This is a genomic window from Ramlibacter aquaticus (genome assembly GCF_015159745.1).
GTDB lineage: Bacteria > Pseudomonadota > Gammaproteobacteria > Burkholderiales > Burkholderiaceae_C > Ramlibacter > Ramlibacter aquaticus.
Genome location: NZ_JADDOJ010000114.1, coordinates 1 through 10,583, shown reverse-complemented (window position 1 = coordinate 10,583; position 10,583 = coordinate 1). Strand labels below are relative to the sequence as shown.

14 protein-coding genes are annotated in these 10,583 nt (G+C 70.5%); all 14 read left to right on the top strand.

The annotated features are described in order from the left end of the window. A partial coding sequence (locus IM725_RS18800) for a YeeE/YedE thiosulfate transporter family protein (RefSeq protein ID WP_193782168.1) occupies window positions 1–492 on the top strand: 492 nt, incomplete at its 5' end. 84 nt (window positions 493–576) lie between these two features. Then, window positions 577–1,014: a DsrE family protein gene (locus IM725_RS18795; RefSeq protein WP_193782167.1), complete on the top strand. Its 438-nt coding sequence runs from the start codon at window positions 577–579 to the stop codon at window positions 1,012–1,014. Window positions 1,015–1,016: 2 nt separating this feature from the next. Further along, a complete protein-coding gene (locus IM725_RS18790) occupies window positions 1,017–1,352 on the top strand; it encodes an ArsR/SmtB family transcription factor (protein ID WP_193782166.1) in 336 nt (111 codons plus the stop codon). Between the two features lies 1 nt (window position 1,353). Next, window positions 1,354–2,349: an MBL fold metallo-hydrolase gene (locus IM725_RS18785; RefSeq protein WP_407692539.1), complete on the top strand. Its 996-nt coding sequence runs from the start codon at window positions 1,354–1,356 to the stop codon at window positions 2,347–2,349. After that, window positions 2,346–2,807, top strand: coding sequence for a thioredoxin domain-containing protein (locus IM725_RS18780; RefSeq protein ID WP_227753940.1), 462 nt, complete (start codon window positions 2,346–2,348; stop codon window positions 2,805–2,807). Before IM725_RS18785 ends, IM725_RS18780 begins: the two co-directional genes overlap by 4 nt. A gap of 72 nt (window positions 2,808–2,879) precedes the next feature. Further along, complete coding sequence (gene soxC / locus IM725_RS18775) at window positions 2,880–4,217, top strand: sulfite dehydrogenase (RefSeq protein ID WP_227753939.1); 1,338 nt, start codon at window positions 2,880–2,882, stop codon at window positions 4,215–4,217. Then, window positions 4,201–5,283, top strand: coding sequence for a c-type cytochrome (locus tag IM725_RS18770; RefSeq protein ID WP_193782164.1), 1,083 nt, complete (start codon window positions 4,201–4,203; stop codon window positions 5,281–5,283). The genes soxC and IM725_RS18770 overlap by 17 nt, the downstream gene beginning before the upstream one ends. 86 nt (window positions 5,284–5,369) lie before the next feature. Continuing rightward, the gene (soxY, locus tag IM725_RS18765) at window positions 5,370–5,828 is read left to right on the top strand and encodes a thiosulfate oxidation carrier protein SoxY (protein ID WP_193782163.1); all 459 of its coding nucleotides are present in this window, start codon (window positions 5,370–5,372) and stop codon (window positions 5,826–5,828) included. Window positions 5,829–5,846: 18 nt separating this feature from the next. After that, complete coding sequence (soxZ, locus tag IM725_RS18760; RefSeq protein ID WP_193782162.1) at window positions 5,847–6,158, top strand: thiosulfate oxidation carrier complex protein SoxZ; 312 nt, start codon at window positions 5,847–5,849, stop codon at window positions 6,156–6,158. Between the two features lie 35 nt (window positions 6,159–6,193). Continuing rightward, the gene (gene soxA, locus IM725_RS18755) at window positions 6,194–6,994 is read left to right on the top strand and encodes a sulfur oxidation c-type cytochrome SoxA (RefSeq protein WP_227753938.1); all 801 of its coding nucleotides are present in this window, start codon (window positions 6,194–6,196) and stop codon (window positions 6,992–6,994) included. A 13-nt stretch (window positions 6,995–7,007) separates the two neighbouring features. After that, the gene (soxX, locus tag IM725_RS18750; protein ID WP_193782161.1) at window positions 7,008–7,658 is read left to right on the top strand and encodes a sulfur oxidation c-type cytochrome SoxX; all 651 of its coding nucleotides are present in this window, start codon (window positions 7,008–7,010) and stop codon (window positions 7,656–7,658) included. 1 nt (window position 7,659) lies between these two features. Continuing rightward, window positions 7,660–9,399: a thiosulfohydrolase SoxB gene (gene soxB / locus IM725_RS18745; protein ID WP_193782160.1), complete on the top strand. Its 1,740-nt coding sequence runs from the start codon at window positions 7,660–7,662 to the stop codon at window positions 9,397–9,399. 96 nt (window positions 9,400–9,495) lie between these two features. Continuing rightward, on the top strand, window positions 9,496–9,795 hold the full coding sequence (locus tag IM725_RS18740; protein ID WP_193782159.1) for a hypothetical protein: 300 nt from the start codon (window positions 9,496–9,498) through the stop codon (window positions 9,793–9,795). Window positions 9,796–9,925: 130 nt separating this feature from the next. Beyond that, window positions 9,926–10,522: an SAM-dependent methyltransferase gene (locus IM725_RS18735; RefSeq protein WP_193782158.1), complete on the top strand. Its 597-nt coding sequence runs from the start codon at window positions 9,926–9,928 to the stop codon at window positions 10,520–10,522. The last annotated feature ends 61 nt before the right edge of the window (window positions 10,523–10,583 follow it).

Genomic DNA, 10,583 nt, shown 5'->3' with positions numbered 1-10,583 from the left:
GGGCTGGGCGTGGGCCTGCTGGTGCTCGGCATGTGGGTGCTGACCGGCCACGTCGGCCACCTGCAGGAGCACCCGGAAACCCTGGAGCAGGCCTGGCTGGCCACCAACTCCACGCGCGCCGAAGGCTTCAGCTTCATCGCGCCCTCGGCGTTCGCGCTGGACTGGCTGCTGTTCTTCAGCGACGCCAAAAAGCACCTCACGGTGGGCATCGTCTCGGTCGCGGGCGTGGTGGCGGGCTCGGCCGCGGTGGCGCTGGCACGGCGCCAGTTCCGCTGGGAAGGCTTCGCCTCCACCGGTGACCTGGGGCACCACCTGGCCGGCGGCCTACTCATGGGCGTGGGCGGGGTGACGGCCATGGGCTGCAGCATCGGGCAGGGGGTGACCGGCGTCTCCACGCTCAGCCTGACCAGCCTGACGGCGGCCGCCGCCATGGTCGCGGGCGCGGTGGCGGGCGTGCGCTACCAGGCCTGGCGCCTGGACCGTGCCGCCTGAGGCGCGGCTTCTCAGGGTCAACCCGGCCCCGCTGAATTCATTATCCGCTTATATTTGCGGGCAATGATTCACCCGGAGTTCCGCATGACCCCGCCGCTGCGCTGGCTGTTCGCCAGCCTGTTCGTCTCCCTGTGGATGGCCGCGCCGGCGCCTGCCCTCGCCGAGGACCGCGTGGTCTACCACATCGACGACGCGGCGCAGCAGGCCACCAAGGCGCTGCGCAACATCCGCAACCACCTGGACGCCGCGCCCGACACCCGCATCGTCGTGGTGGCGCACGGCAACGGGGTCGACTTCCTGTTCGAGGGCGCGCGCGACGCGAAGAACCCGGACATCGAGTACGCGCCCCTGGTCAGCGCGCTGAAGGCGCGCGGCGTGCGCTTCGAGGTCTGCGAGAACACCATCGCCACGCGCAAGCTCTCGCGCAACGACTTCATCCTGGACGTGGACTTCACGCCCTCGGGCGTGGTGCGCATCGCCCAGCTGCAGTCGCGCGAGCACTACGCCTACATCAAGCCCTGACCATGCCCTCCCGCGCCCGTGCCCCCGAGCCGTCCATGGAGTCCGACCAGGTCTTCGAGCTGGCGGCCGAAATCTTCCGCGTGATGTCCTCGCCCATGCGGCTGAAGATCATCAGCTGCCTTTGCAACGGCGAGAAGAACGTGAGCGAGCTGCTGTCGGAGGTCGACACCACGCAGCCGAACATGTCGCAGCACCTGAACACGCTGTACCAGGCCGGCGTGCTCGGCCGCCGCCGCGAGGGTGTGCAGATCTACTACCGCATCGTGAACGACCGCGTGGTCACGCTGTGCCGGGCCGTCTGCACCCAGATCGCGATCGAGACCGACGCCGGAGGCTGAGATGGCCGGATTTTTCGCACGGCGCCCGGGGGTGCCGCTCCTGGCGTTCGTCCTCGCCATCGCCGGCTGTGCGGCGACGGCGGCGCCGCCGTCGCCCATGGCCCCCGCGGCCGCCGCGCAAGATGCGGCCCCAGCCATGGTGCCGCAGCGCGTGTCGGCCTCGGCCTGGTACGTGCAGGGGCTGTCGGCCCTGGGGTCGCCGGCCAACCAGAACTTCATCTCGAACGCGGGCTTCGTGGTCACGCGCACCGGGGTGGTGGTGATCGACGCGCTGGGCTCGCCCGCGCTGGCAAGGCAGCTGCTGGCGCAGATCCGGCGCATCACGCCGCTGCCGGTCACCCACGTGATCCTCACGCACTACCACGCCGACCATGTCTACGGCCTCCAGGCCTTCAAGGCCGTGGGCGCAAAGGTCATCGCCCACCGGGCGGCGCAGGAGTACCTGGGCTCAGAAACCGCCCGCCTGCGCCTGGAGGCCTCGCGCACCGAGCTCGCGCCCTGGATCGACGGCGACACGCACCTGGTTGTGCCCGACGAGTGGCTGGACGGCCCGCGCGACCTGGAGATCGGCGGCGTGAACTTCCAGCTGCGGCCGGTCGGCCCCGCGCACACCCCCGAGGACCTGGCCATCTACCTGCCGCAGGAGAAGGTGCTCTTCGCCGGCGACATCGTGTTCCGCAACCGCATTCCCTATGTCGGCCAGGCCGACAGCCGGCACTGGATCGCCTCGCTGGAGGAGATCCTGCGCTTCCAGGCCGGCGTGATCGTGCCCGGCCACGGGCCGGCCTCGCACGACGCGCGGGCCGACCTGGAGCTCACGCGCGACTACCTGCTGTACCTGCGCGAGGTGATGGGGCAGGCCGCGCGCGACATGTCGCCCTTCGACGAGGCCTACGCCGCGGCCGACTGGAGCCGCTTCGAGAAGCTGCCGCTGTTCAAGGTGGCCAACCGCATGAACGCCTACAACACCTACCTGCTGATGGAGCAGGAGAAATGAAGCGCCGGCTGTGGCTGCAGGCCGCGTGCGCCGGCGCCGGGCTGGGCGTGGCGGGCGCCGCGACGGCGGCGACGCTGCCCGCGGCACGCTCGCTGCCGCAGGCCCTGCAGGACGCGCTCGCGCGGCGCCAGCCCCTGGTCGCGATGGCCAGCCTGGAGGGCTGCCCCTTCTGCCGCATGGTGCGCGACAGCTACCTGGCGCCGCTGCAGCGCGAGCAGGGACTGGCCGTGGTGCAGCTGGACATGGACAGCCGGGCCCCGGTCACGGATTTCGCCGGCCAGGCCAGCACCCAGGGCGCGCTGCTGCGCGCCTGGCGCGTCGACAGCTACCCGACGCTGCTCTTCTTCGGGCGCGCGGGCGTGGAGGCCGCGCCGCGGCTGGTGGGCGCCTCCATTCCCGACTTCTACGGCGCCTACCTGGATGAGCGCCTCCGCCTCGCGCGGCGGAACCTAGCGTAAACCCCATCCTGGGCCGGGCCTTGCGGCCTATATATTTGTAGTTCCGAATATTTGAATGTGATGCTGGACGACATGAACCCTGGACGTGTACAGAAAGCGCCGGAGAACTTCCTGGACCGGGAAGGCATCCACCGGGCGGCGCGCGAGGCGCGCGAGGGCCGGCGCGATTTCATCCGCGCCGCCTTCGCATCCGCCGCGGCGGCCGTGGGCGGCGCCGCGCTCGCCGCGCAGCCCGCGGGCAAGGGCGACCCGGCCATCCTCGAACTCCCCGAGCACTCGCGGGGGCTGGGCCAGCCCGTCGCGCTGGAGGGCTACGGCAAGCCCTCGAAGCACGAAGCCAACGTGCAGCGCCGGCGCAGCCCGGGCCTGACGCAGACCACCCAGGCTTCGGTGTCCTTCGCGCCGCTGCAGTCGCTGTTCGGCATCGTCACGCCCAGCGGCCTGCACTTCGAGCGCCACCACCAGGGCTGGTGGGACATCGACCCCTCGCGCCACCGCCTCATGATCAACGGCATGGTCAAGGCCTCCAAGGTCTTCACCATGGACGAGCTGATGCGCCTGCCCTCGGTGTCGCGCTTCCACTTCATCGAGTGCGGTGCCAACACCGGCATGGAGTGGGGCAACGTCGCCGTGCCCACCTGCCAGTACACGCACGGCATGCTCTCTTGCAGCGAGTTCACCGGCGTGCCCCTGGTCACGCTGCTGGAGATGGCCGGCGCGGACTTCAAGAAAGGCCGCTTCCTGCTGGCCGAAGGGGCGGACGGCTCCTCCATGACGCGCACCATCCCCATGTCGCTGGTCGAATCGGGCGAGGTGCTGGTGGCCTACGGGCAGAACGGCGAAATGCTGCGGCCCGAGCAGGGCTACCCGCTGCGCCTGGTGGTGCCTGGCGTGCAGGGCGTGAGCTGGGTCAAGTACCTGCGCCGCATCGAGGTGGGCGACCAGCCCTACGGCACCAAGGACGAATCGGTGCACTACGTGGACCTGCTGCCCGACGGCACGCACCGCCAGTACACCAGCATTCAGGAGTGCAAGAGCGTGGTCACCACGCCCTCGGGCGGCCAGATGCTGCTGGACAAGGGCTTCTACAGCATCAGCGGCCTGGCCTGGTCCGGCCGCGGCAAGGTCACGCGGGTGGACGTGTCGGTGGATGGCGGGCGCAACTGGCGCGAAGCGCGCCTGCAGGGCCCTGTGATGAGCAAGTGCCTCACGCGCTTCTCGCTCGACTGGGACTGGGACGGCAAGCCCGCCCTGGTGCAAAGCCGCGCGACCGACGAGACGGGCTACGTGCAGCCCAGCTACCGCGAACTGCGGGCCGTGCGCGGCACGCGCTCGATCTACCACAACAACGCGATCCAGTCCTGGATGGTCGAAGAAAGCGGCGAGGTGAAGAATGTCCAGCTGGGTTGAGCGCATCGCCGCCTTCTGCATGGCCGCTGGCCTGTGCGTGGCCGCGCAGGCCGCGGGCTACCCCGGCATCGGCCGGGACGCCACGCCCGACGAGGTGAAGGCCTGGGACATCGACGTGCGGCCCGACTTCAAGGGCCTGCCGCCCGGCTCGGGCAGCGTGGCCAAGGGGCAGGACGTGTGGGAGAGCAAGTGCGCGAGCTGCCACGGCGTGTTCGGCGAGGCGAACTCGGTGTTCAACCCGCTGGTGGGCGGCACCACCGCCGAGGACATCCGCACCGGCCGCGTGGCCGCGCTGCGCCGCAACGACTACCCCGGCCGCACCACGCTGATGAAGGTGCCCACGGTGTCCACGCTGTGGGACTACATCCACCGCGCCATGCCCTGGAACGCGCCCAAGTCGCTGACCGTGGACGAGGTGTACGCCGCCACCGCCTACCTACTGAACCTGGCGGACGTGGTGCCCTCGGACTTCACGCTCTCGGACAAGAACATCGCCGAGGTGCAGCAGCGCATGCCCAACCGCAACGGCATGGCGAGCGCGCACGCGATGTGGCCGGGCGGCGGCCTGCCGGGCAGCCAGCCCAAGCCCGACGTGCAGGGCAGCAATTGCATGAAGGACTGCCCGGTGGAGGCCAAGGTGACCTCGCTGCTGCCGGAGTTCGCCCTGGGCGCCAACGGCAACCTGGCCGAACAGAACCGCCTGGTCGGCCCGCAGCGCGGCATCGACACGCGCGCCCCGGCGGCGCGCGGCGCCGCACCGGCTGCGGCGGCCTCCGCGGCCGCGGCCGCAACGGCCGCAGCCGCCACGGTGGCCGTGCCGGCCGAGGTGCTGGCCCTGATGCAGAAATCCAGCTGCACCAGCTGCCACGCCGCCGACCACCGCGTCGTCGGCCCCAGCTGGACCGAAGTCGCGGCACGCCACAAGGGCAAGGCCGATTACCTGGTCGGCAAGATCCGCTCCGGCGGCTCCGGCACCTGGGGCGCCATCCCCATGCCGCCGCAGGCCGGCGTGGACGACGCCACCGTGCGCCGCATCGCCACCTGGCTGGCGGGCGCCCAGCCTTGACGCCCGTCAACCCCCGCGGCCCGATCCGAATCCATCCTCCGTTCCATCGAACGACAACCCCTCCAACCCCCCACGGAGAACCTCTGATGACCACCCGTCGAGATGCATTGAAGCAGGGCGCATTCGTCGCCGGCCTGCTTGCCGCTGCCGGCTTCTTCCCCCGCATGGCCCTGGCCGCCTGGAACGCCACGGCCTTCGACGCCAAGAGCGTCAACGACGTGCTCAAGGCCTACGGCGCCAGCGCGCCCGCCGAGAGCAAGGACGTGATGCTCACGGCGCCCGACATCGCCGAGAACGGCGCCGTGGTGCCCATGACCGTGGCCACCACGCTCAAGAACGTGAAGCACATGCTGGTGCTCGTCGAGAAGAACCCCAGCACGCTGGTGGCCAAGTTCGACGTCACCGACGCTGTGGAACCCAACTTCGTCACCCGCGCCAAGATGGGCCAGTCCTCGGACGTCTACGCGGTGGCGATCACCACCGACAACAAGGCCTTCTTCGCGAAGAAGGAAGTCAAGGTCACCCTCGGCGGCTGCGGCGGCTGACACCCAAGGAGAAAAAACATGGCAGACCCGATGCGCATCCGCGCCCAGGCCAACCCCAGCGGCGCCCTGGTCCGCGTCCTCATGAGCCACGAGATGGAGACCGGCCAGCGGCGCGACGCCGCCGGCAAGATCATCCCTGCCTGGCACATCACCGAGGTCACGGCCTCGCTCAACGGCAAGGTGGTGCTCAGCGCCGAGTGGGGCCCAGCGGTGGCCAAGAACCCCTTCCTGCAGTTCACCGTGAAGGGCGCCAAGGCCGGCGACAAGATCGCGATCAGCTGGAAGGACAACCACGGCGACAGCCGCACCGACGAAGCCACCGTCAGCTGACGCTGGCAGCCCCACCGGAACGAGGAGACAGGCGCATGGCAAGGATCATGGCGATGGCGGCCCTGCTGGCCGTGGCCGGCGGCGTGGCCGCCCAGACCGGCAAGACGGCGAGCCAGTCGATCGAGGAATACCGGGCCATGCTCGCCGACGGCAACCCGTCCGAGCTGTTCGAGGCCAAGGGCGAGGCCCTGTGGACCGAGAAGCGCGGCCCCAGGAAGGCCTCGCTCGAGAAGTGCGACCTGGGCAAGGGCCCTGGCGTGGTCAAGGGCGCCTTCGTGGAACTGCCGCGCTGGTTCGCCGACACCGGCCGCGTGCAGGACCTGGAATCCCGCCTGGTGACCTGCATGGAGACGCTGCAGGGCCTGGACGCGAAGAAGATCGCGGCCACGCCCTTCGGCAAGGGCGAGCAGGCCGACGTGACGGCGCTGGCCACCTGGATCGCGTCCGAGTCCAAGGGCATGAAGTTCAACCTGTCCCAGGCCCACCCGCAGGAGAAGGTGGCCTACGAAGTGGGCAAGCGCCTGTTCTTCATGCGCGGCGGCCCGCACGACTTCTCTTGCGCCACCTGCCACGGCCAGGACGACAAGCGCATCCGCCTGCAGGACCTCGCGAACCTGAGCGCCGCCAAGGGCGCGGCGGCGGGCTTCGGAAGCTGGCCGGCCTACCGCGTGTCCAACGGCCAGATGTGGGGCATGCAGCAGCGCATCAACGACTGCCTGCGCCAGCAGCGCTTCCCGTACCCGGCGTTCGGCAGCGAGGCCACCGTCGCGCTCATGACCTACCTGGGCGTGAACGCGAAGGGCGGCGAATCCGTGGCCCCGGCCATCAAGCGTTGAGGAGGTGCAGGCCATGAAGAAGCAACATCGCATCGCCCTGGCAGTCGTGTCCGCCGCCGTGCTGGCCGCCGGCTGCGCGGCCCTGCCCGGCAGCGTCGACATCGGGCGCCGCACGGCGGAGGTGGTCCAGGCCTCCTTCCGGGCCGAGGGCCCGGTTCAGCTGGACCGCCTGGTGCAGGACGACACCAACAAGGAGTGCAGCGAGGCCGACGCCGCCGGCAAGCCGCTGGCCGAGGAGCGCGCCAAGGCCCTGGAGGCCGCGAACATGAAGCAGGTGCAGTGGCCGGCGGGCGACCGTTTCCTGGGCGACTGGAAGGTGGGCGAGGAGATCGCCCAGAACGGCCGCGGCCTGACCTGGATCGACGACGCCAAGGTGCCCAACGGCGGCAACTGCTACAACTGCCACCAGATCTCGAAGCAGGAGATCGCCTTCGGCACCCTGGGCCCCAGCCTCTACCAGTACGGCAAGCTGCGCGGCGTCAAGGACCCGGCCAGCCCCGAGGCGCGGGCGATCGTCCAATACACCTGGGGCAAGATCTGGAACGCCAAGGCCTACAACGCCTGCTCCCTGATGCCGCGCTTCGGGCATCGCATCCTCGACGAGCAGCAGGTGCGCGACCTGATGGCCCTGCTGCTCGATCCCCACTCCCCGGTGAATGAGTGACATGAACCTCAGCAAGCGCGAATTCCTGCAAGTGATGGCGGCGGCCGGCGTGGCCGGCATGTCGCTGGGCCGATGGAGCGAGGCCGACGCGGCCCAGGCCGCCGACGGCCTCTACGACGTGCCCCGCTTCGGCAACGTCTCCTTCCTGCACATCACCGACTGCCATGCGCAGCTGCGGCCCATCCACTTCCGCGAGCCCAGCGTGAACCTGGGCGTGGGCGGCATGAAGGGGCGCCTGCCGCACCTGGTGGGCGAGCAGCTGCTCAAGGCCGCGGGCGTGCCGGCCGGCAGCGCGCAGGCCCATGCGCTGACCTGCCTGGATTTCGAGCAGGCGGCGCGCCGCTACGGCAGCGTGGGCGGCTTCGCCCAGCTGGCCACCCTGGTCCAGCGGGTGCGCAGCGCGCGGCCCGGCTCGCTGCTTCTGGACGGCGGCGACACCTGGCAGGGCTCGGGCACGGCGCTGTGGACGCGCGGCCAGGACATGGTCGAGGCCTGCAAGCTGCTGGGCGTGGACGTGATGACCGGCCACTGGGAATTCACCCTGGGCATGGAGCGCGTGCAGGAGATCGTGGGCAAGGACTTCGCCGGCAAGGTCGATTTCCTGGCCCAGAACGTGAAGACCGCCGACTTCGGCGACCCGGTCTTCAAGCCCTACGTGATCCGCGAGATGAACGGCGTGCCTTGCGCCATCATCGGCCAGGCCTTCCCCTACACGCCCATCGCCAACCCGCGCTACTTCGTCGCCGACTGGACCTTCGGCATCCAGGACGAGAACCTGCAGAAGATGGTGGACGAGGCGCGCGGCAAGGGCGCCCAGGTGGTGGTGGTGCTCAGCCACAACGGCATGGACGTGGACCTGAAGATGGCCAGCCGCGTGACCGGCATCGACGCGATCTTCGGCGGCCACACGCACGACGGCATGCCGGTGGCCAGCGTGGTCGCCAACCGCGGCGGCCGCACGCTGGTGACCAACGCCGGATCGAACGGCAAGTTCCTCGGCGTGATGGACTTCGACGTGCGCGGCGGCAAGGTGCAGGACTTCCGCTACCACCTGCTGCCGGTGTTCGCCAACATGCTGCCGCCCGACCCGGCGATGGAAGCCCTGGTGCGCAAGGTTCGCGCGCCCTACGAGGCCCGGCTCGGCGAGAAGCTGGCCGTGACCGAGGGCACGCTGTACCGCCGCGGCAACTTCAACGGCAGCGGCGACCAGCTGATCCTGGACGCGCTGATGGACGTGCAGGGCGCCGAGATCGCCTTCTCGCCCGGCTTCCGCTGGGGCACGACCCTGCTGGCCGGCCAGGACATCACGCGCGAATGGCTGATGGACATGACCGCCACCACCTACTCCTACGCCACGGTGACGCCCATGACCGGCGAGACCATCAAGACCGTGCTGGAGGACGTGTGCGACAACCTCTTCAACCCCGACCCCTACTACCAGCAGGGCGGCGACATGGTGCGCGTGGGCGGCCTGCAGTACGCCTGCGACCCCACCGCCCCCATGGGCCAGCGCATCAAGGACATGCGCCTGGGCGGCAAGCCGCTGGAGGCCGGCAAGCAGTACAAGGTGGCCGGCTGGGCACCCGTGGCCGAGGAAGCGCGGTCTGCCGGCAACCGGCAGGTCTGGGAGGTGGTGGAGCAGTGGCTGAAGGCGCGCGGTGGCGTCGTGCGGGCGCGCCAGCCCGAGCTGCCGCGCCTGGAAGGCGTGCTGCCCGACCCGGGCTATCTCGCGCAGGCCTGAAGGCCTGCCGTGACGCCGGGCCGCCGCAGCGGATGAGCTCGAGCCGGCCGGCGGCCCGTGCCGCCCGGCCCGGGCCGCCCTTCGTAGAATCCGCCCATGCCCCTGACCCTTTCCCACCCCGTCCTCGACGAGATCCTCCGCAAGCACCAGGTCAAGAGCAACGACCTGGCGGGCATCGACAAGCTGTTCGGTGGCGCCGACGGCTACTACTGGTACCACACCATGCGGCACCTGTGCCCGCGCGACGAGGTCATGACCTGGCCGGACGCCGAGTCCCTGCGTGCCGCGCTGCAGGCCTACGAGGACGAGACGGCGGCCGAGGACGAGGTGAAGCCGCAGGCGCTGAAGGACGCGCACGTCGCGGCCATCGCGCAGCTGCTGTCGGCGGCCGGCTGAGCGGGCGCGCGCCGCCCCGGCCCACGCTGAGCGCGGGCACCCCGGCCCGGCCCACGCCGCGGCCCCGTGCGGCCGGCGGTGCGCGCCCCGCATTGAAGCGGGGCTACGGCCGCACTACGATGACTGCGTGATGGCCAACGCCAGCATCGACTTCTTCGAGGCCCAGTTCCAGCGCCAGCTGCGCCAGGGTGAGCTCGCGCTCAACCCCTTCGAGCAGGCCGCGCTCGCCCACGTACGGGGCGACATGCTGGATTACGGCTGCGGCCTCGGCAACCTTGCGCTGGCCGCTGCGCGCCGCGGTTGCCGCGTGCTCGCGCTGGACGCCAGCGCCACCGCGATCGCGCACCTGCAGGAGGTCGCGGCGCGGGAGCACCTGCCCCTGGAGGCGCGCGAGGCCGACCTGCGCAGCGTCGTGCCCGAAGGCCGCTTCGACACCATCGCCTGCATCGGCCTGCTGATGTTCTTCGACTGCGCCACCGCGCAGCGCCAGCTCGAGCGCCTGCAGGCGCTGCTGCGCCCGGGCGGCGTGCTGGTGCTCAACGTGCTGGTGCGCGGCACCACCTACCTGGGGATGTTCGATGCGGCCGGGCATTGCCTGTTCGAGGAGGACGGCCTGCTGCAAGGGATGGCCGGCTGGCAGATGCTGCACCAGGCGCACCAGGAATTCGACGCGCCCGGCGGCACACGCAAGGTCTTCCTGACGCTCATCGCACGAAAGCCCGGCTGAAGCCGGGCAGGGACGCGAAGGCCGCGGCCGAACGACGGGGCGGTGCGGGCCACCGGGGGAG

Coding starts and splice junctions, on each gene's coding strand:
- IM725_RS18785 (WP_407692539.1), top strand. CDS start 1,354: ATGGCCGGATTTTTCGCACGGCGCCCGGGGGTGCCGCTCCTGGCGTTC.
- IM725_RS18740 (WP_193782159.1), top strand. CDS start 9,496: ATGCCCCTGACCCTTTCCCACCCCGTCCTCGACGAGATCCTCCGCAAG.
- soxB (WP_193782160.1), top strand. CDS start 7,660: ATGAACCTCAGCAAGCGCGAATTCCTGCAAGTGATGGCGGCGGCCGGC.
- IM725_RS18795 (WP_193782167.1), top strand. CDS start 577: ATGACCCCGCCGCTGCGCTGGCTGTTCGCCAGCCTGTTCGTCTCCCTG.
- soxY (WP_193782163.1), top strand. CDS start 5,370: ATGACCACCCGTCGAGATGCATTGAAGCAGGGCGCATTCGTCGCCGGC.
- soxA (WP_227753938.1), top strand. CDS start 6,194: ATGGCAAGGATCATGGCGATGGCGGCCCTGCTGGCCGTGGCCGGCGGC.
- soxZ (WP_193782162.1), top strand. CDS start 5,847: ATGGCAGACCCGATGCGCATCCGCGCCCAGGCCAACCCCAGCGGCGCC.
- IM725_RS18770 (WP_193782164.1), top strand. CDS start 4,201: ATGTCCAGCTGGGTTGAGCGCATCGCCGCCTTCTGCATGGCCGCTGGC.
- IM725_RS18780 (WP_227753940.1), top strand. CDS start 2,346: ATGAAGCGCCGGCTGTGGCTGCAGGCCGCGTGCGCCGGCGCCGGGCTG.
- IM725_RS18790 (WP_193782166.1), top strand. CDS start 1,017: ATGCCCTCCCGCGCCCGTGCCCCCGAGCCGTCCATGGAGTCCGACCAG.
- IM725_RS18735 (WP_193782158.1), top strand. CDS start 9,926: ATGGCCAACGCCAGCATCGACTTCTTCGAGGCCCAGTTCCAGCGCCAG.
- soxX (WP_193782161.1), top strand. CDS start 7,008: ATGAAGAAGCAACATCGCATCGCCCTGGCAGTCGTGTCCGCCGCCGTG.
- soxC (WP_227753939.1), top strand. CDS start 2,880: ATGAACCCTGGACGTGTACAGAAAGCGCCGGAGAACTTCCTGGACCGG.